This is a genomic window from Paenibacillus anseongensis (genome assembly GCF_009757995.1).
Classification (GTDB): Bacteria; Bacillota; Bacilli; order Paenibacillales; family NBRC-103111; genus Paenibacillus_E; species Paenibacillus_E chondroitinus.
The window spans coordinates 442,661-462,577 of the sequence record NZ_WSEM01000039.1 but is presented as its reverse complement, the minus strand read 5'-3'; the positions used below and the strand labels follow the sequence as shown (position 1 = coordinate 462,577).

Here is a 19,917-nt window from a genome sequence, read left to right as displayed (position 1 = left end):
TATTACTCAGGATAACGTTATCCTGAATTTGGCGCCAAAATATTTTACTACATCAAGGAGGTGAAATCAGCTTTTACGGGTTCCATTTTTAGCAAGGTCATGTTTCTTTCACAAAAATTAAAAAAGGGTGATTGCGAAATGGTAAAGAATACAAAAAAAATCGTCTGCTTAACTATGTTGATGTCTTCAATGGTTGTTGCAAGTGCTTGCGGTAATTCCTCTTCCTCTAATCCCGTCTCATCCGGTGCGCCTGCAAATGATGCAAAAGCAACAGCGGCCGCCAGCGGTGAGAAAGTAACCATTACCTATGGCGGTTGGGGCCTGGACACGATGACGGAGGTTATCAAAGCCTTTCAAGCCAGTCATCCGAACATTGAAATTAAAGCAGAGAATACACCGTATAAGCAATATTTCACCAAATTGGAAACAGCGGCACAAGGCGGAACGATGCCTGACGTGCTATGGATGAACGGTCCGAATTTCATTAAATACGCGGAAAATAAAATGTTGTTGGACTTGTCCGAAAACATCAAAAAGGACCAATTGGATCTCAAAAATTATCCGGCATCTCTCGTTTCCCTATACAGCCTTGGCGGTAAAAACTACGGGATTCCCAAGGATTATGACACGATTGGTCTTTGGTACAACAAGAAGCTGTTCGATGAAAAAGGCGTCGCATATCCAGATGCAACTTGGGATTGGAATAAGTTAACGGAAGCTGCGAAAAAGCTTACCGATCCTGGCAAAGGCATCTACGGCTTCGCAGCTCCAATGATGAATCAAGAGGATTACTACAACACGATTCTTCAAGCTGGAGGCAACATTATTTCCGACGATCACAAGAAATCGGGTTATGATCAGCCGGAAGCGATTGAAGGTTTGAAATTCTTGACGGATCTCATTCAAGTTCATAAAGTATCGCCTACATTGGCGCAAATGACAGAAACGGCGCCTTCGGATTTGTTTACTTCCGGCAAGCTGGCGATGTATTTCGACGGTTCATGGGCAGCATTCACGATTAATCAAAATGCCGAGATGAAAAACAATGCCGATGTTGCGCCGCTGCCAAAAGGGAAAAAACAAGGCGTTGTCATTCACGGATTGGGCAATGTCATCTCCGCGAATTCCAAGCATCCGAAAGAAGCATGGGAATTTGTGAAATTCCTTGGCTCAAAAGAGGCGGCAGAGGTTGCCGCTAAGCAAGGCGGAGCGATTCCGGCTTTCAAAGGCTCTGAAACAGCTTGGTTAGCAGCATTCCCACAATACCACGCCAAAGCGTTCATCGATATGACGGAGTATGCTTCCCCTTATCCGGTTTCCAAGAATACATCCGTATGGACAACTTATGAAACTGAGATTTTGAAAAATGCATGGACAGGAGATAAACCGGTAGCTGACGCAGCCAAAGAGCTCGGCGCCAAAATGAATCAAGCGCTAGCTGCAGAAAAATAAGCTTTCGGTGCGGAGGTTCGCTTGCAAGCGGAGCGAATCTCCCTCCTTACTACACTCATGGGAGCGTGAGTACTCATGCGAATCAGCTCGAAACGCCGGTCCGATTGGATGTGGGCGTACATCATGATCACACCTTTAATGCTCGGTTTGCTCGTTTTCTACATTTGGCCTGTGTTTCAAACGTTTTATTTTTCATTCACGGATTGGGGTTCATTCGGCAAATATACCTGGTCAGGTTTGGCGAACTATAAGCAGCTTTTTACAGATAAAGATTTGCTGTATGCCTTTCGAAATACGGGAATCTACATTATAACGGCTGTCCCGGTCGGCATTATTTTATCCATTATCTTAGCTGTTCTGCTGAATCAAAAGGTAAAGGGGTTATCCGTATATAGAACCCTGTATTTTCTCCCTGTCGTTACGATGCCTGCAGCGGTTGCGATGGTGTGGAAGTGGTTGTACAATTCCGACTTTGGACTCATTAACTATGTACTCAGCAAATTGTCCATTACAGGCCCGCACTGGCTGACGGACAATCGCACGGCATTATTATCTATCATTATCGTAGCCATCTGGAGTTCCATTGGCTCTCACATGATTATCTTTTTATCCGGCTTACAAGGCATCTCGGAGTCTTATTATGAAGCCGCATCGATCGATGGGGCAGGTTCTTTTACCAAATTCACGCGAATTACGATGCCTCTGTTAACGCCGACGATTTTTTTCGTCATGGTAACGTCTCTCATTGGTGCGTTCCAGGTATTTGATTACATTTATATGATGGTTGGCGAAATTGTTATGGAATCTACGCAGTCGATTGTATTTTTATACTACAAGTACGGGTTTCTCAAAAATGCCAAGGGGTACGCCTCTTCCATTGCCGTCATGCTGTTCGTCATTATCATGATCATTACGTATATTCAGATGAAAATTCAAAAGAAATGGGTTCACTACGAATGAGAGGGGCGAGTGTATGAATACGAAACCAGTCAATCAGAAATCGCTTCGAATCGGCGGAATCCATCTTATCCTCATATTGGGTGCAATTATCATGGTTACGCCATTTATTTGGATGTTTCTTACATCGGTAAAAACATTAGGAGAGTCAACGGCCATTCCTCCGGTTTTGCTGCCAAAAGCTTTTCAATGGAGCAATTACGCGAAGGTTTTTGTAAACTTGCCGTTCTTTACTTTCTATTGGAATACATTCATAACAACTTTGGTTAAAGTGATCGGCCAGCTGATTATCTGTTCGTTAGCGGCATATGCTTTTGCAAGGATAGCTTTTCCGGGGCGCCACTTCTTTTTCATCCTGATGTTGTCGGTGCTTATGGTTCCTGGGCAAGTATTTCTCATTCCGCAATATATGATTATGAAGGATCTCGGCTGGTTGAACTCTTTGACAGCACTAATTGTACCTGGTCTATTCAGTGCTTTCGGGACCTTTTTGCTGCGCCAATTTTTTATGACGCTGCCTAATGAATTGGAAGAAGCCGCGAAGCTGGATGGCTGTAACCAATTCCGAATTTATTGGCAAATCATGATGCCGCTTGCAAAATCCGGGATGATTGCGTTGGCTATTTTCACCATGTTGTGGTCATGGAATGATCTGATGTGGCCGCTCATCGTCAACTCTTCACCGGATAAAATGGTGCTGTCCGCAGGGATCGCCTTCTTGGAAGGGGAGCACAAAACGAATTACACGATCATTATGGCAGGCTCCATGATGGCGATTTTGCCAATGATCATCATTTTCTTCGTTTTCCAACGTTCTTTTATTCAAGGGATTGCATTCACAGGAAGCAAGTCTTAATTAATGGCATATATTAGCCTATCGTTATCATTATCGTTATAGACGAAGTCACAGGAGATGAGTATTTGATGCAAAAAGTAACGGCAATCCTGCTCGGCGCAGGTGATCGAGGGGCGCAAGCTTACGCGCCATATGCACTGAATTACCCGCATGAATTACAGATTGTAGCAGTCGCTGAACCGAATGAGGAGCGTCGCGCTGTCTTTGCTTCCGCACATGGGATTGCACCGGAACATGCTGTTGAGAATTGGGAGCAGCTGCTTGCACAGCCCAAGCTGGCGGATATCGCCATCATTTGTACGCAGGATCAAATGCACTATCACCCCACATTGAAAGCGTTGGAGCTTGGCTATCATGTTTTGTTAGAGAAGCCGATGTCTCCTAGTCCGGAAGAGTGTGTGGAGATGGAACTTATGGCGAAGAAGCACAACAGGCTGCTAACCATTTGCCATGTTTTGCGGTATACAGCTTTCTGGACGGCCATGAAACGAGTGATTACAGAAGGTAAAATCGGACAAATCGTCAACATTCAATTGAATGAAAATGTCGGTAACATGCACATGGCACACAGTTTTGTACGCGGGAATTGGAATAATTCCGACAAGTCTTCCCCTATGATTTTAGCCAAATCATGCCATGACATGGACATTCTCTCTTACATCATGGGCGAGCCATGCGAGCGTGTCAGCTCCTTTGGTTCGTTGATGCACTTCAACGAAGAGAATGCGCCTGCAGGTGCGCCTGCACGATGTTTGGACGGCTGCCCGGCAGAAATGAGCTGTCAGTACTATGCACCTAAATATTATTTAGGCGCAGGACGCCGTTGGGCGCGTAAATTCACAACGGATACGAGCAATGAAGGTATCATTGAAGCGTTGAGCACGACGCCTTACGGGAAGTGTGTGTATCGCAGCGATAATAATGTCGTTGATCATCAAGTCGTCAATATGGAGTTCGCGAGCGGGGCGACAGCGATGTTCAGCATGTGCGGATTTACCCGTGATAACACGCGCATTCTGCAAATCATGGGCACAAAGGGCGATCTTCGCGGCAATATGGAAGAGAATGAATTCACCATTCATGATTTCGTGACGAATGAGAAAACGACCGTGCGTGTGCACGCCTCGGAAGAGGGGCATAACGGCGGAGATGCGGGGATTGTGCGCAGCTTTTTGAGCGAAGTCAGAACGTATAACGGGGGAGAAAGCAGTTCTTCCGCTTCCGTTTCCGTGCGCAGCCATCTGATGTCGTTCGCAGCGGAGGAATCCCGCTTGAATGGCGGCAAGCCTATTGCGATTGAAGAGTTTTATAAGCGACTCGTTACGGTATAAACAAAACGCAAGCGACCAGAGAGGCTGGCTGCTTGCGTTTTTTTAAGAAGACGGGTAGTAAATAAGCGTCTTGTATACAGCTTTGCGATCAGACAAATTCGTATACGTGTGCGGACGATCTGCTGTGAAATGGATCGCGTCACCAGGTTGAAGAATGTAGCTTTCCTGAGCGATAGATATTTGCAGCTTGCCTTCGACCATTAGAATGTATTCTTCAACACCCTCGTTATGCGGCTCAGAAGCATGGGTACAGCCTTGCTCCATTTCGACGGTGTAAATTTCGAAGCTTTTTTGCGGGTGAAAAGGGAAAAGGGGATAAGCGCGATATTGGCCGTCCTCCTCATCAAAGGAAGAAAGATCTTCGGAACGAACAACGGTAATCTTCGGTTCATCATCCTCAATCAAGCTCGTGAAAGAGATTTGTAGTCCGCTCACAATTTTCCATAAAACGGAGATCGTTGGGTTAGAATCTCCTCGCTCAATCTGCCCCAGCATGGCTTTGCTGACACCCGTCAATTCGGCAACTTGATCTAAGCTTAAACCTCTTGTTTTCCTTATGTTCAGCAGCTTTCTGCCCACCATTTTGTGTATCGGTTCCTGCATCAACGTGACTCCTTTTATTTATTTTGTGTCCGTAAAAATAGCCTATTTACAATATAACATACATTCGTGTAGTATGGTATATATAGACAGTAAAACGCACGTATGTGTATTATATTGCATATTTGTCCTAGGGGGAAAAATGATGGGCGCAACAATGATAGGGTTGGTTAAAGAACACCGTGGACCCGGTGCTACACTAAAGGAAGTTCCTGTTCCCACGATTGGTGACGATGAAGTACTCGTTCACATTAAGGCAACTTCCATCTGCGGAACGGATTTGCACATTTACAATTGGGATGCTTGGGCTGATAAAACGGTGCTGACACCTAATGTCTTCGGGCATGAGTTTGCGGGCATCGTCGTTGACATCGGGGACCGCGTACGAGGCGTTAAGATCGGAGATCATGTTTCAGCGGAAGGACATATGATTTGCGGTACCTGCAAGGCTTGTCGAACCGGAAACGGGCATGTTTGTCCGAATACGAAAAGCTTTGGGATTACCGCGCCGGGATGTTTTGCCGAATATGCGGTTGTGAAAGCAAGTAATATTATTCATAATGCGCCTGAGCTGCCATTTGAAATCGCTTGTTTGCAAGATCCGCTAGGGAATGCGGTGCAAACCGTTTTGTCCGGAGACATCGTGGGTAAAACAGTGGCGATTATCGGTGTAGGACCGATTGGCTTGCTTGCCATTAAAGTAGCCAAAGCTTGTGGAGCAGGAGCGATTTATGCGGTAGATATTAATCCAAACCGATTAAAGATGGCTTTGCAAATGGGGGCGGATGTAACGATAAACGCGATGGAAGCGCGTACATCTGAAGAGCTGCGCAGACTGACAGACGGTGAAGGCGTTGAGGTTGTACTTGAAATGTCCGGGAACCCAGTAGCGATTGCGGATGCGTTTGAAGCTGCGGCCAATGCAGGCAGGGTGTCCTTGCTTGGAATCCCTACAAAAGAAGTCAGCTTGGACGTAACGAATCAAATTATTTTCAAAGGCCTCAAGGTAGAAGGCATCACGGGCCGTAAAATGTACCAAACCTGGTATCAAATGAAAGGGTTATTGAATCAACACCGGGTTGATCTCGCATCCGTCATCACCCACAGATTCACGCTGGATCAGTACGAGGAAGCGTTCCGTTTGATGCATAAAGGGCAATGCGGAAAAATCGTGTTTACTCACTAAAAAAGGCTCGGGAGGGCAAAGATGAATTACTTAAATGATTTGGCGGCAGATATTGAAGGCTGGAAGCGCGATGGACGTTACCGCACGATAAAAGTATGGGAAAGCGGTTCGGATACATGGATGAATTTGAACGGACGCAAAATTCTCCAAATGTCCTCCAACAATTATTTGGGATTGACTCATCATCCCAGATTGAAGCAAGCAGCGATTGCTGCCATAGAGAAATACGGCGTCGGCAGCGGCTCCGTGCGCACCATTACAGGGACGCTGGATATTCACGAACAGCTGGAGCTGGAGCTGGCTGCCTTTAAGGGTACGGAAGCGGCGCTCGTGTTTCAATCGGGTTTTACAACGAATCAAGGCGCATTGTCTTCGATTCTTGGCGCAGACGACGTCGTCATCAGCGATGAATTGAATCATGCCAGCATCATTGATGGCATTCGCTTGACGAAGGCGAGCCGTAAAATATTCGCCCATAAAGATATGAATCAGCTTGAAGCTGTGCTGAAAGAAACGCAAAAGCATCGCAAGCGTGTTGTGGTAACAGATGGCGTATTTAGTATGGACGGCGACATCGCGCCGCTGCCTGAAATCGTACAATTGGCAGAAGCTTATGATGCCATTGTGTATGTCGATGATGCCCATGCGAGCGGCGTATTAGGGAAGAACGGCAAAGGCTCAACCGATCATTTCGGGCTTCATGGACGTGTTCACATTCAGATCGGGACACTGTCCAAAGCGATTGGTGCTGTTGGCGGGTATGTAGCCGGTGCGCAATTGTTGAAGGAACACTTGATTCATACGGCAAGACCGTTCCTGTTCAGCACTTCGCAGACGCCAGCAGTAGCAGCTACGTGCTTGGCGGCGATTCAGGTGCTGCGCGAGAGCGAGGACTTGGTAACCCAATTATGGGCGAACGCCAATGGATTCCGCAGTGAATTGCAGCGTTTAGGCTTCGACACCGGAGCAAGTGAAACGCCGATTATCCCCATCATTATCGGAGATCCTGCACAAACGATGCGTTTCTCGGATCGCTTGCTGGAAGAAGGCGTATTCGCGCAAGGGATCGTTTACCCGACCGTTGCCATGGACAAAGGGCGTGTACGTTTGATTGTGACGGCACAACACACGAAAGAGGATTTAGCGTTTGCTTTGAACAGCCTGCAGAAGGTTGGCAAGGAATTTGGATTGGTGTAAAGCAGTGTAGACGGCACCGCGGCATTTTTCTTATGTGGACAAAGATTTGCGGAATAGAAAGTCACTTGCTCCTATATAATTAGGTCGATGGTTACATTTTGTAACATAACCGATGAGGAGTGATGGGGTTGAGTAAGTTCCGTAAACAGGCTTTTATCTTCTTTATTCTTAGCGTGTTGGTGCTCGCGTTTAGCGTAGTTCCGGCAGCGGCTGCAAGTGATGATTATGACATTTTTTTGAAACTGGATGGCATTAACGGGGATTCGATCACAAGAGGGTATGAGAAGTGGATTCAGCTTAATGATTTCTCGTTCGAAGTGACCAATAAGGCGACGGTGGCTGTCGGAAGCGGATCTGCCGCAGGCAAAGCTACTGCTCAGCCAATATCGATCAACAAAAACTTTGATTCCGCCTCGATTCCCTTATTTTTAAATACAACGACAGGGAAAGCGATTGAGAAGGGCCAAATTGTTTTCGTAAAAAACACGGGCAATGAAAGGCAAGTTAGCCTCGTTATTGATTTGGAAAAAGTCCTCGTCAGCAATTTTAGCCTATACGATACGCATGAGAGCATTGAACTCACGTATGGAGCCATTACTTTTAAATACAATGTTGTAGGTCCAGATGGAAAGACGACAAGTACAGTGACAGGCGGTTGGGACTTCACAAAAAATCAGAAAAAGTAAGACAGATTGATAAGGATTTATGGGAAGCGATAGGGCTTACTCGAGAGGACTGAAAAGGCCTTTTGGGTAGCCCTATTTTCATATAAGCAGGGGGATTATGTAAACTGTACTTCTCTTCTCGATGTCGATATAATTGGAATTATTTCTCAGATATTGAGGAGGGAAGAGCGTTATGTTTATGGAAGAGGAGGTCATCGTGTACTTGAGAGCGGGCTTCCTGATCGTTATGCTGCCGGTGATGGCTGTCGTCCTTTTCTTAATGCTTAAATTCAAGCGAATGGGGTATGGGTGGTTTTTGATCCATTTGGTTTTGTTCTCTATTGGTGCTCTTTGGTGGATACGGTTGCTTGAAACTAGAGCTTTTACCAGTTCTATTTATAATTCTCTCATGATCGCGATGATTGGGATGCTGTGGCTGATAAGTATGATCTTTTTCGTCAAAGGTTTATTTTCATTACGTAATAAGGGGGCGCGCGTGTGATTAGATTGGTGGGAATAGGGATTGTTGGGATGGCGGTAATCTTGCTAAGCTCAGCTTGCTCGGACAAACTCAGTTCAACGACGAAGTCGAAAACGGTTGAGAGCCAGACAAAGGCAGGCAATGCCTACACGATCCTCGCTGAAAAGCTGCGAACACCGTGGTCGATTCAGTTCGATGAGGAAACCGTCTATGTGAGCGAGCGTGAAGGAAGTATTGTCAAAATAAGTAATGGCTCTGTGTCACGTCAAAAGGTGAAGCTTAACAAACCCCTGAAGGTACAAGGAGAAGGTGGGTTTCTCGGGATTCAACTGGCTCCTGATTTTCAAAAATCGCGCCAAGCCTATGCTTATCATACCTATGAGGAAGGCGGCAAGATTTTCAATCGAGTCATCGTTCTGCAGGAGATAAATGGCGAATGGAAGGAAATCAAATCATTCCTCGAAGGCATTCCTAGCGGTCAGATTCATAATGGGGGCAGACTTGCGATCGGCCCTGATAATATGTTGTATATGACAACTGGTGACTCGGGAGTAGACAAGCTTGCACAAGACTTGAATAGCTCAGCGGGCAAAATATTGCGCATGACATTGGATGGCAAAGTCCCATCTGATAATCCATTTGCCAAGTCTTATGTTTATTCATATGGGCACCGAAATTCACAAGGGATTGCGTGGGACAAGCAGGGGCGCATGTTTAGCTCTGAACATGGTCCTTCAGGAAATCCTGGCGGGCATGATGAAATCAATCTCATTGAAAAAGGCAACAATTACGGGTGGCCGGTTATAATCGGAAATGAGAAAAAGGAAGGGATGGTAACTCCGCTGTACCAAACGGGAGATACCGCCATTGCACCATCGGGGATTGACATAGATGCAGACGGACAAATTTTGATCGCAACTTTAGTCGGGAAGAAGTTATACAGGTTCAACCCTGACACCAAGCAAATGGCTGCCGTATTGGAGGGTGAAGGGAGACTGCGTGACGTAAGGCTGCATAATGGGGATATTTATGTGCTGACTAACAACACGGATGGTAGAGGAAGTCCTTCGGCGAGCGATGACCGTCTTCTGATGCTTAAAAAGTAAAAGCAAAAAACCTAACCCACGCAGCTGCGGCTGAACGGATTAGGTTTTTTTATTGGATCAGTTAGGCAGTCGTTTTCTTGAAAACCAGCACGGCATTATGGCCGCCGAACCCGAAGGAACTGGATAACCCGTAATTGAGCTCCGCCTTTCTGGCTACGAGTGGTACATAATCGAGATCGCACTCTGGATCTGGATTCTCCAAGTTAATGGTAGGAGGAATGATCCCGTCCTGCAAGGTTTTGATCAACGCGACAGCTTCTACGCCACCGGCTGCGCCAAGCATGTGCCCAATCATGGACTTGTTCGCGCTGATAGGAACGTCGTACGCGCGGCTGCCAAGAAGCCGCTTGATGGCGCGCGTCTCCGACAAATCACCGGCAGGCGTGCTTGTCGCGTGCGCGTTGATGGTGTCGAGCTCCTCTGGCGCCAGGCCGGCATCGGCCAGCGCATCGCGCATGGCCCGGTAGGCACCCGCGCCTTCAGGATCGGTCGCCACAATGTGGTAGGCGTCCGAAGTCGAGCCATAGCCGATGATCTCGGCATGGATGCGGGCACCGCGGCGCTCGGCATGCTCGAGCGACTCCAGCACGAGCACGCCGGCGCCTTCGGCGGCGACGAATCCGTCGCGCTGCGCATCGAAAGGGCGGCTCGCCTGCGTCGGCGCATCGTTACGCGTCGACAAGGCTGTCGCGTTGCCGAAGCCCGCCAGCGCGAGATCGGTGATCGTCGCTTCGGCGCCTCCGGCAATGACGGCGTCTGCGCCTCCGCGCTGGATCAGCTTAAAGGCTTCGCCGATGGCATTGTTGCCTGTGGCGCAGGCTGTTACCGGCGCAAGGGTAGGGCCTTTGGCGCCGAACAAGATGCTGACTTGCGCCGCTGCCATGTTGGCGATCATCATCGGCACGACGGTCGGGCTGACGCGGCCTGGTCCGCGGGACATCAGAGTCCGGTAATTGTCCAGAATGGTATGAATGCCTCCAATACCAGAACCAATGTAGACGCCGACGCGTTCCTCATTCGTTGCATCAATGGTAAGGTTCGCATCCTCCATGGCTTGCTTGGCTGCGGCAATAGCAAATTGTGTATAGCGATCCATACGGCGGACTTCCCGTCGACCGACGGCTGCTTCCGCATCGAAATCTCGCACGACCCCTGCGATAGTGGTTTTATATTCGGATACATCCATGTGATCGATTGTAGAAATACCTGATGTTCCATTGATGAGATTTTGCCAAAAACGTTCGACTTGATTGCCAATTGGCGTAATTACGCCCATCCCTGTCACAACTACACGCTTCATAGATAACGCCTCCTTGGTATTTTTCATAACTTGCTCTTAGTACCTGATATCAATAGAATGTCACACTTATTATCCTATTACAAGTTATCGTTTATACTGGTATAATGACTTCTATGATGAGATGTGAAGGGGGAAAATGATGTGAATACGAAGGAACGGCTGCAAGCTCTTTCTGCGTTCTTAACCACTCACCGGGCAAGGCTTAAACCCAGTGATGCGGGGCTTCTTGGCGGCAGCCGGAGACGCACGCCCGGCCTCCGCAGGGAAGAAGTAGCGACAATCGCTGGCGTGAGCACAACCTGGTATACCTGGTTAGAGCAGGGGAGAGAAATCAAAATGTCAGTGCAGGTGCTGGACCGAATCGCCTTTGCTCTACAGCTCAACCAGGATGAGCGCCAATATTTGTTCATGCTGGCTCTTGAGCAGCCAGCGCCAACAACCATTGTTGATCAGGCACCGACAATATCGCCTGCTTTGAATCGAATTTTGGAGGAGCTTCATGATTGTCCCACCATTATTTCGGATCGCAGATGTAATATCGTCGGTTGGAATCAAGCGGCCGCGGCAGTATTCCTGGATTTTGCACTGGTTCCGTTGGAAGAGCGGAATCTGATTTGGCTGCTTTTTACGAGGAAAGAATTAAGAGCTTTGGCTGTGAACTGGCGTGAGTTTGCGATGGGCTTTTTGGCGATGTTCCGCTCCTATTATGGTCAATATCTGGGTGATAATTGGTATAGCGAGTTTATTGAGCGCATTAGCGGAGAGAATCAGGATTTTCGGACATTTTGGAATCAGAGCGATGTGAGCAGCGCTCCGGAAGTGTTCATCGAGTTTCGTCATGCGAAGGCAGGGAAGCTTTTATTTGATTTGACGACATTGCAGGTGCAGGGCCGAGCGGATTTAAGATGCAGCGTGTATACGTCGTCACCTGGTTCGGACTCGGATTCTAAAGTAAAGCAGTTGATGAGTAGAATTTAGGGTATGAGGATGTGAGGATAGGATGCTGTCTTTTAGAAAAATGGACGAGAACGACTACGACTTTTTGATGGATATGCAGTATGAATCGATTCACATTTTGGAGAACAAGCCGCCTAAACTGGAATTGTTGAATGCTCCTCATTTAAAGAAATATCACGAGGGCTGGGGAAGACAAGGGGATATGGCTTTACTAGCTTTAATGAACAATGTGCCGGTAGGCGCAGGTTGGTACAGGTTATTTGATGAATCCAATCGAGGATATGGATTTGTTGATCATGAGACTCCGGAGTTAGGGATTGCTGTTTTACCGGCGTATCGAGGTCAGGGAGTAGGCTTTAAGCTGATGCAAGAGTTGATCAAACAAGCACAGAAAGATGGCTTCCCATCTTTATCTTTAAGTGTTGATCCAAATAATCTAGCTGCTGTGCGCATGTATGAGAAGCTTGAGTTTGTGTTTTGCGGGGTAGTGGGGACCTCTTGGACGATGAAGTTAGTCTGAATTTATGGGAAAGCAAGTGCCGCGGCTCCTGCTAAATCGTCACACACTTCCCGTATTAGCTTTAATCTCTTCTGATTAAATGGAGATAATCCATGTAAATAGCCCAAACATGGCTCAGAGGAGGGAATTAGCTGGAGTAATCGGCGTTATTTCACAAAAGATGAAGGTGCTCGCCTAGCCTAGTCAGGACTTTTCGTTTATAGCACACAAAAAAAGGAACGCTATCCAGCGTTCCTTTTAAACGGCTCTATTTACGTATGAGATAGTTTTTTGTCCTCACGTTCCAGTGCTTTCTGCTGCTCCTTGGTGAAGGTACAACGAAGTTTGGCTAATCCGGTATGTTCGTTGACATAAATGATTCTAACAATGCCATGGATCGATTTCAGTTGTTTAGTCCATTCTCGCGGATCGAACATGAACATCAACTCCTTTTGAAAACGCTTTATTCTTTAATTTATCTTATGTGCCTGGGACAAGTTTCATGCCTGAGGTATGGAAATGCTAAAAAAGTGGCATTCTGGATAGTAATGACATGAGTGTACGGTGGGTGAAAAGGTTGAAAGTAGAAAAGAGTCAATCAGCAATTTGTTCGTATTGTGAGGAATCAGCAACATTTCGGATCGGCAACGACGAGTACGCGCTGCATGCTTGTGATCGTCACGAAGATTCTGCGTATAACGAATTCGATTTCGTGAGCGGTGAGGATTCGTGGCGCATTATTTCCATCGCGTCGCACGGCTTTCCTGAACAAGCCATCATTTAAACAGGAGGGATTCCCATTCGTTTATTTCATTTGAGCTACATTCTCTTTTTTAGCGCTGTGCTGCTTGCTGGCATCATTGGAATCGCTTGGTTTGTTTTTCATCGCAGAAAAAGAAAAGCACGTTAATGTTCATGATCATGGTTAGAAACCATATATTAGTTTATGCAAAAAAGCCTCCACATTCCACTAAATACGTGGGAGTGGAGGTTCTTTTGTTTTCAGCGGACGCCTTTCATAAAGCCTTGAATTTTTGGAGTCATTAGAAAAAGAATGACACTTAGGACCAATGCAATCACGCCGATAACACCGAAATACAGCATTTCCGAGTCGGGCGAGTAAAATTTCACGATCTGCGCGTTGATGGCTTGGGCTGCAGCATTTGACAAGAACCACAAACTCATGGTCTGGGCTAAAAAGGCCGCAGGCGCTAACTTGGTCGTTGCCGAGAGCCCGACTGGAGACAAGCATAATTCTCCGAGCACGACAATGAAATAGCTGAGTACAAGCCATAGCGGATTAACGAGCGATTCATTGCCGCCGAAATAAGCGGGCAGGAGGATGACGAGAAAGGATACGCCGGCCAACAGCAAACCTATTGAAAACTTGGTGGGGATGGAAGGCTGCCGGTCCCCGAGCTTGACCCAAATCCATGCAAAAATCGGCGCAAATACGATAATAAATAATGGATTCAAGGATTGGAACCAAGCTGGAGAGATATGTATGCCTGCAAAGTCAAGCTGTGTCCGCCGGTCCGCATAATTGGCGAGAATCGTTGATCCCTGCTCCTCAATGGCCCAGAACATGACAGACGCAATAAAAAGCGGGATATAGGCTAGAACTCTGGAGCGCTCGATGGTTGTGGTCTTAGGGCTTCTATACATGACAATGAAGTAAATGGTTGGAATCAGGATACCCAGCAGGCCAACGATGGCACTAAAAGTCTGAAAAGTGAGGTACCCCGCAGGGATCGTTATGACAAGTATTAGGATGATGATTACGGCACCTAGTCCAATCCATGTCATGACCTTTGTTTTCTCTGATGGTGAAAGCGGATTGACGACAAATGTACCTGCGAGTCCCAAGCTTTTTTTCTTCGTCAACAGAAACACAGCTAACCCAAGAAACATGCCGATTGCCGCTAATCCGAAGCCCAAGTGGAAATTAACATTCATCCCTATCGTACCGACGATCAATGGGGCAATGAAGCCTCCGAGATTGATACCCATGTAGAAAATGCTGAATCCTGCATCGCGGCGGGCGTCCTCTTCACTATAGATTTCGCCTACAATGCTGGATACGTTTGGTTTTAGCATGCCTGTCCCTAACACAATCAGCACCATAGAAACAAAAAATAGCGCGACGCTTCCTGGTATAGCTAATACTATATGGCCTAGCATAATGAATATGCCGCCATATAGGACAGCTTTTGAATTTCCAAAAATCCGATCAGACAACCACCCGCCAATAATGCCGGACATATAGACAAGTGAGCCGTAAATCGACATAATGGCAAGAGCGGTATTTTCGGCTATGCCCAATCCGCCTTTGGAAACTTCATAATACATATAAAAAACAAGAATTGCCCGCATGCCGTAATAAGAAAAACGTTCCCAAAATTCTGTGAAAAAGAGTGTGAATAACCCTTTCGGGTGACCGAGGAAACCGTGTTGTGGAACACTTGAGACAATATTCTTTTTTTCATTTATGTCGGTCATGAAGTAATCTCCTTTAGTTAACCTAGTTGTGAGCTTTATGAGCTTTATGCTGTATCCCCACAAGGTAGATTTCCCATGTAGATAAAGTTCTACACTTTAATTAAGTCCATATTCGAAGGAAAGGGGAAATCATGCTAAAATATGCTGCAGCCATCATCGTGACGATCGTCTTAGGGTTAAGTTCAAGAAGGTTCCCGAATGTACTTCCTGATATAATCACTGTAAACGCTGGAGACATCCTTTGGGCGAGCATGATTTACTTCGGATTTCGGTTTATTTGTACAAAAAGATCGTTAGCTTGGGCAGCAGGATGGAGCGTCATCTTCTGCTTTGGCATTGAATTCAGTCAGTTATACCAAGCGGAACGGATTGTAGCGGTTAGAAGCACAGTCGTTGGCTCGCTGATCCTTGGCAGAGGATTTTTGGCAATTGATTTAGCTCGATATGTGATAGGCATTGCTGCTGCATGGATCGTTGACAAGATTGCCTTCCAGCGCAGTAAGCGTTAATTCGGCTTTGGAGATGATGAAATGGAAATTAGACGCATTCAAAAAGAGCAGGCCTGGCAGCTGCGGCATGAAGTGATGTGGCCGGAGCGTGAACTGGCTTATGTTCAACTTTCGGATGACGATGAAGGCGTACACTACGGACTTTTTGAAGCGGAGGCGCTTCTTTCTGTCGTATCGCTATTTATCCAGGGAGATGAGGCTCAATTTCGAAAATTTGCCACCAAGGTATCTGATCAAGGCAAAGGCTACGGCAGCCATCTGCTTCGCCACATGCTTACGGAAGCTAAGCAGGCAGGTGTGAAGCGCATTTTTTGCAATGCAAGGAGCAACAAGGTCTCATTTTATGAAAAATTCGGGTTGGCCGTAACAGATAAGCAATTTACAAAAGGCGGAAAAGATTATGTTGTCATGGAACACCATGTCTTCCCGGAACTTGATCTAGCCGAAATAAGAAAGGAAGATTCACATGTCTAATAAGCTGTACTACGATTCTGCCTATATCCGAGAATGGCAAACAACGATCAGCCGCGTTATAGAGAGAGAAGACGGGGTTTATGTCCTTCTGGAGGAGACAGCCTTTTATCCACATGGGGGCGGACAGCCTTGCGATGAAGGGCATATCAACGGCGTGCCTGTATTGGATGTCATCAGTGAAGAGGAGAACGTCCTGCATAAAGTGGCGAGTCTCCCTGGAGAGGGCACTGTGTCCTGCGAGGTGAATTGGCAGCGAAGGTTTGATCATATGCAGCAGCATAGCGGCCAACATTTGTTATCAGCGGTATGCCGTGATCTCTACCAGGCAATGACTGTCTCTTTTCACTTGGGCACGGATTATGCCACCATTGATGTGGAACAACCGGAACTCTCACCTGAACAGTTGGCGGCTATTGAGAAAGAAGTGAATGAGCAGATCTATAAGAACCGAACAGTCACCAGTTATTTTGTTACGGAAGAGGAATTGGCCAAGCTGCCGCTGGTGAAACAACCCAAGGTGACGGAAAACATCCGAATTGTTGAAATTCAAGGTGTGGAATATAACGCATGTGGAGGCACACATGTTTCGTCAACGGGCGAAATCGGGATGATCAAGCTGCTGAAAGCGGAGAAGCAGAAGGGGAATACGCGGATTTATTTTAAATGTGGATATCGTGCGCTCCAGGAGTTTAATGATAGCCTGAAGATTTTGGGGACATTATCCATCAAATTCAACACCGGTAAAGACGAAATTATCGATCGTTTGGAGAAGTGGGAGTTCGAGACGAAACAGCTGCAAGCGGAACTAGTCCAGTTAAAAGAAGAGAACGACACCTATGTCGCAGCTGAGCTTCTCGCCCAACGAGAAGGGAACTTGATAGTCCGCGTTTTCGAAAATAAGTCTCTAAAAGATTTGCAAAACCTCGCTGGCAAGCTGGCTGTCCAGAGCGATTGCCCCGTACTGCTTGCCACCCTTGCGGAGAATAAAGTTGTATTAGCGAATAATAGCGCATCGTTATCCTGCGGCGCATTCTTCAAAGCGAATTTGGCTGCCTACCAAGGCAAAGGCGGCGGGAGCGACAAAGTCGCCCAAGCGGGATTTCCCTCATGGGATGACGCCGCAGCATTCTTGGAGCACGCAAAAAAACAGCTTAGTGCTTTATAAGTAAGAAGATCAGGCAGCTCACCTTCATTGGGTCAGCTGCCTGTTTTACGGTTAATCGGCGGATGTGCGCTGTTTCTGCCATATCGTTTCAAGCTCAGGAAGTAAACGAACGCTTTCCTGTTCATTTGGATCGGTTCTTGCCAGCAGGGCGGTGCAGGGCTCGCTTTCGCTAGGGTTATAGGGCATATGAGGCATCCCGGCAGGGATGTACAGAAAATCGCCTTCTTCCACCTCCATATGCTGGTCAAGTTTCTCGCCGTACCACATGGCCGATTTCCCTTGCAGCATATAGATGGCTGTTTCATGTTGTTCATGCAAGTGGGCTTTTGCTCGCTTGCCGGGGGGAATCGTCAGCAGATGCATGCATATGCCTTGCGAGTCAACGCTTTCCTTGGATATGGCCTCCGCATAGTCGAAGCCTTGTTTGCCATGGTATGTGCGAGATGAACGAATGAGTCGACATGATCGTGTTGGCTCCATGTTCAAACACACCTCCTTTGATTCAAACTATTAAGAAGGATGAAGTTTCATGCAGAAAAACCCTCATCTAAGGAGATGAGGGTTTTCGATTGATCATTAGCAAGGACGGAAAGGGAAAAAAGGTCTAGTATCCAGTAAGGCAATCGCCAAAAGATCAAACAGGACGAGCGGTAAAATAAACGGCAGAAAAGAGATTTGCGCCTTGTTACCGTTTCGCGCCGGTTTCAGATAGACTTTATTATTGTCCACTTTGACAATGGTACCTTTGTAAGTGCCGTGTGTTGTTTTGATCATCACTTCGCGATTGAGGTACTTCTTACAAATTCGATAGGAATCCGCTTTTTTCATCGTGAATACCTCCTCTCTAGCTGTCTTATTCTAGTATATGTTCGTCCAATAGAACTAGTGCGTGGAAATAGGAAGGAATGGGAGAAAGATCCAATAAGCATTTTGAAGAATAAATGATATAATCAATAAGCAAATTACACCGCTATCCCATAAAATTGCAGGGTTAAGGAAGAGTAGATCGATATGCACAAGAAGTCTGTAGTAAGGGTAAAAAGCTCTTTGAAAGTGACCTTGCTTTATGTCTTGTTTGGAAGTTTGTGGGTTATTCTATCAGATCGATTCATTGATCGTGTGAACTTGACCGATGCCATTTCCGTAAATTCATCAAAAGGTCTTTTTTATGTCGTGATTACCGCATTTATTTTGTATTTTTGTTTAAAACGGTTGAAAAAGGCATTGTTGGAGAGCGAGGAGCGGTACCGAGTCCTGGTAGAGCATTCGCCGGAGCCAATCGTTGTTCATAGCGATGGGATCATCATTTTCATTAACCCTGCCGGTGCCAGAGTGTTGGGTGCCAATTCGCCTGAAGAGCTCATCGGACAATCCGTCATGACATTTGTGCACCCCGATTTTGTAGATATTACAATGAAACGGGTCCGCCAAATTACCGAAGACAAGCAGCCAACGGAACCGATGGATCAAAAGTTTTTGCGACTCGATCAGCAAGTTATTGATGTTGATGTAAGAGAGGTGCCGATCGTCTTTCTTGGCGAGCCTGCGGTGCAGTTGTTATGCCGAGACATCACGGAGCATAAACGGGCGCAATGTATGCTGGAAATGCGGGAACAGAGCTATAAATCGCTTGTCGAGCACAATCCGGATGCGATTTTCACGATGGATTTAAAGGGGAATGTGCTGTCGGTTAATGCGGCTACTGAGAAAATTACCGGCTATACGGAAGAAGAGTGCACGCAGCAGACATTTCTGCCCTTTCATGTTTCCAGTGACCATGAGAAGGCATGTCAGCTGTTTGTAAAAGCGATGCAGGGCGAATCCAACAATACGGAAATAACACTTATGCATAAAGAAGGAAATCAAATCGAATTAAATTTGAAAATGGTTCCCATCTATATTAATAATAAAATTGACGGCGTCTACGGCATAGCCAAAGATATTACAGAACGTAAACGAACGGAAGAGCTGCTGCTCAAATCAGAAAAGCTGTCCATCGTTGGGCAGCTCGCGGCAGGGGTCGCCCATGAGATTCGAAATCCTTTGACTTCGTTGAGAGGTTTTGTACAGCTTCTACAGTCAAAAGTAGAAAATTATCAGTATTATTTTCAAATCATGTTATCGGAATTGGACCGAATTAACGATATCGTGAGCGAGTTTATGGTCATTGCGAAACCGCAGGTGATTAATTTTGAAATGAGAGATATCCGGAAGATCCTGCAAGATGTCATCTCCCTGCTGCAAACCCAAGCCATACTTAATAATGTGCAAATTCATACAGAGATCTTGACTGAAATTCCTTTCATCAAATGCGAAGAAAATCAACTGAAACAGGTCTTCATTAATATTCTTAAAAATGCGATTGAAGCTATGCCAGACGGAGGAAATGTCATTATCGAGTTGAAGTCGGATGACGTCAAGGTTCAAATTCGTTTCATTGACGATGGCTGCGGCATCTCGGAGGAGAGATTGGCGATACTAGGCGAACCTTTCTACACAACCAAAGAGAAAGGGACGGGCTTAGGTTTAATGGTTTGTCATAAAATCATCGAAGCTCACCGTGGATGCCTTAAGATCGAGAGTGAAATCGATCAAGGAACCACCGTACATGTCTATCTGCCACTTGATGAAGAAAGTTCGGTTCAATGAACTTAAAACAAAAAAAGGACTGCTCAATAGTAGG

Annotated in this window: 22 protein-coding genes; 16 read left to right on the top strand and 6 right to left on the bottom strand. The window is 46.4% G+C overall.

The genetic code is table 11. The annotated features are described in order from the left end of the window. Positions 1-138: 138 nt before the first annotated feature. The 4 genes from GON05_RS37330 (at position 139) to GON05_RS37315 (ending at position 4,596) form a co-directional block, all read left to right on the top strand. On the top strand, positions 139-1,452 hold the full coding sequence (locus GON05_RS37330; protein ID WP_157326516.1) for an ABC transporter substrate-binding protein: 1,314 nt from the start codon (positions 139-141) through the stop codon (positions 1,450-1,452). 75 nt (positions 1,453-1,527) lie between these two features. Then, positions 1,528-2,412: a carbohydrate ABC transporter permease gene (locus tag GON05_RS37325; protein WP_157326515.1), complete on the top strand. Its 885-nt coding sequence runs from the start codon at positions 1,528-1,530 to the stop codon at positions 2,410-2,412. A 13-nt stretch (positions 2,413-2,425) separates the two neighbouring features. Continuing rightward, the gene (locus GON05_RS37320) at positions 2,426-3,265 is read left to right on the top strand and encodes a carbohydrate ABC transporter permease (RefSeq protein ID WP_127456007.1); all 840 of its coding nucleotides are present in this window, start codon (positions 2,426-2,428) and stop codon (positions 3,263-3,265) included. Between the two features lie 68 nt (positions 3,266-3,333). Next, a complete protein-coding gene (locus GON05_RS37315) occupies positions 3,334-4,596 on the top strand; it encodes a Gfo/Idh/MocA family protein (protein WP_157326514.1) in 1,263 nt (420 codons plus the stop codon). Between the two features lie 42 nt (positions 4,597-4,638). Here the strand turns inward: GON05_RS37315 and GON05_RS37310 are convergent, their stop codons facing one another. Then, positions 4,639-5,199: a helix-turn-helix domain-containing protein gene (locus tag GON05_RS37310; RefSeq protein WP_127456006.1), complete on the bottom strand. Its 561-nt coding sequence runs from the start codon at positions 5,197-5,199 to the stop codon at positions 4,639-4,641. A gap of 142 nt (positions 5,200-5,341) precedes the next feature. On the opposite strand from GON05_RS37310, the gene tdh reads away from it, so the two are divergent. The 5 genes from tdh to GON05_RS37285 all read left to right on the top strand — a co-directional run bounded on the left by tdh (position 5,342) and on the right by GON05_RS37285 (position 9,831). Continuing rightward, the gene (gene tdh, locus GON05_RS37305; RefSeq protein WP_157326513.1) at positions 5,342-6,382 is read left to right on the top strand and encodes an L-threonine 3-dehydrogenase; all 1,041 of its coding nucleotides are present in this window, start codon (positions 5,342-5,344) and stop codon (positions 6,380-6,382) included. A gap of 21 nt (positions 6,383-6,403) precedes the next feature. Then, positions 6,404-7,579 carry a glycine C-acetyltransferase gene (locus GON05_RS37300; RefSeq protein ID WP_157326512.1) on the top strand — a complete coding sequence of 392 codons (1,176 nt, stop codon included), beginning with the start codon at positions 6,404-6,406 and terminating at the stop codon, positions 7,577-7,579. Positions 7,580-7,707: 128 nt separating this feature from the next. Beyond that, on the top strand, positions 7,708-8,265 hold the full coding sequence (locus GON05_RS37295) for an Hcp family type VI secretion system effector (protein ID WP_157326511.1): 558 nt from the start codon (positions 7,708-7,710) through the stop codon (positions 8,263-8,265). A gap of 172 nt (positions 8,266-8,437) precedes the next feature. After that, positions 8,438-8,746 carry a hypothetical protein gene (locus GON05_RS37290; protein WP_157326510.1) on the top strand — a complete coding sequence of 103 codons (309 nt, stop codon included), beginning with the start codon at positions 8,438-8,440 and terminating at the stop codon, positions 8,744-8,746. Then, a complete protein-coding gene (locus GON05_RS37285; RefSeq protein WP_309492056.1) occupies positions 8,743-9,831 on the top strand; it encodes a PQQ-dependent sugar dehydrogenase in 1,089 nt (362 codons plus the stop codon). Before GON05_RS37290 ends, GON05_RS37285 begins: the two co-directional genes overlap by 4 nt. A 61-nt stretch (positions 9,832-9,892) precedes the next feature. On the opposite strand, the gene fabF is transcribed toward GON05_RS37285, so the two are convergent. Continuing rightward, entirely contained in the window at positions 9,893-11,131 is a 1,239-nt protein-coding gene (fabF, locus tag GON05_RS37280) for a beta-ketoacyl-ACP synthase II (protein ID WP_157326509.1), read from the bottom strand. 141 nt (positions 11,132-11,272) lie between these two features. Between fabF and GON05_RS37275 the strand changes: the two genes are divergently transcribed. Then, on the top strand, positions 11,273-12,109 hold the full coding sequence (locus tag GON05_RS37275) for an MmyB family transcriptional regulator (RefSeq protein WP_181646478.1): 837 nt from the start codon (positions 11,273-11,275) through the stop codon (positions 12,107-12,109). Between the two features lie 22 nt (positions 12,110-12,131). Then, positions 12,132-12,608 (top strand): GNAT family N-acetyltransferase, encoded by a 477-nt coding sequence (locus GON05_RS37270; protein ID WP_157326508.1) that lies wholly within the window; start codon positions 12,132-12,134, stop codon positions 12,606-12,608. Positions 12,609-12,859: 251 nt separating this feature from the next. Here the strand turns inward: GON05_RS37270 and GON05_RS37265 are convergent, their stop codons facing one another. Then, positions 12,860-13,024, bottom strand: coding sequence for a hypothetical protein (locus GON05_RS37265; protein WP_157326507.1), 165 nt, complete (start codon positions 13,022-13,024; stop codon positions 12,860-12,862). Between the two features lie 116 nt (positions 13,025-13,140). On the opposite strand from GON05_RS37265, the gene GON05_RS37260 reads away from it, so the two are divergent. After that, entirely contained in the window at positions 13,141-13,371 is a 231-nt protein-coding gene (locus GON05_RS37260) for a hypothetical protein (protein WP_157326506.1), read from the top strand. Positions 13,372-13,589: 218 nt separating this feature from the next. On the opposite strand, the gene GON05_RS37255 is transcribed toward GON05_RS37260, so the two are convergent. Then, positions 13,590-15,086 (bottom strand): peptide MFS transporter, encoded by a 1,497-nt coding sequence (locus GON05_RS37255; protein WP_157326505.1) that lies wholly within the window; start codon positions 15,084-15,086, stop codon positions 13,590-13,592. Positions 15,087-15,217: 131 nt separating this feature from the next. Between GON05_RS37255 and GON05_RS37250 the strand changes: the two genes are divergently transcribed. The 3 genes from GON05_RS37250 to GON05_RS37240 are packed head-to-tail and all read left to right on the top strand — an operon-like array spanning position 15,218 to position 17,234. Beyond that, a complete protein-coding gene (locus tag GON05_RS37250; protein WP_157326504.1) occupies positions 15,218-15,595 on the top strand; it encodes a ribosomal maturation YjgA family protein in 378 nt (125 codons plus the stop codon). A gap of 21 nt (positions 15,596-15,616) precedes the next feature. Further along, positions 15,617-16,069, top strand: a complete 453-nt coding sequence (locus tag GON05_RS37245) for a GNAT family N-acetyltransferase (RefSeq protein WP_181646477.1) — start codon at positions 15,617-15,619, stop codon at positions 16,067-16,069. Further along, the gene (locus GON05_RS37240) at positions 16,062-17,234 is read left to right on the top strand and encodes an alanyl-tRNA editing protein (protein WP_157326503.1); all 1,173 of its coding nucleotides are present in this window, start codon (positions 16,062-16,064) and stop codon (positions 17,232-17,234) included. Before GON05_RS37245 ends, GON05_RS37240 begins: the two co-directional genes overlap by 8 nt. Positions 17,235-17,285: 51 nt before the next feature. Here GON05_RS37240 and GON05_RS37235 read toward each other — a convergent pair whose 3' ends face one another. Together GON05_RS37235 and GON05_RS37230 are read right to left on the bottom strand one after the other, a co-directional pair. Then, positions 17,286-17,714, bottom strand: coding sequence for a cupin domain-containing protein (locus GON05_RS37235; protein WP_157326502.1), 429 nt, complete (start codon positions 17,712-17,714; stop codon positions 17,286-17,288). A gap of 96 nt (positions 17,715-17,810) precedes the next feature. Continuing rightward, positions 17,811-18,062, bottom strand: coding sequence for a hypothetical protein (locus GON05_RS37230; RefSeq protein WP_157326501.1), 252 nt, complete (start codon positions 18,060-18,062; stop codon positions 17,811-17,813). A gap of 183 nt (positions 18,063-18,245) precedes the next feature. On the opposite strand from GON05_RS37230, the gene GON05_RS37225 reads away from it, so the two are divergent. Continuing rightward, the gene (locus tag GON05_RS37225; RefSeq protein WP_157326500.1) at positions 18,246-19,883 is read left to right on the top strand and encodes a PAS domain-containing sensor histidine kinase; all 1,638 of its coding nucleotides are present in this window, start codon (positions 18,246-18,248) and stop codon (positions 19,881-19,883) included. Positions 19,884-19,917: the final 34 nt, after the last annotated feature.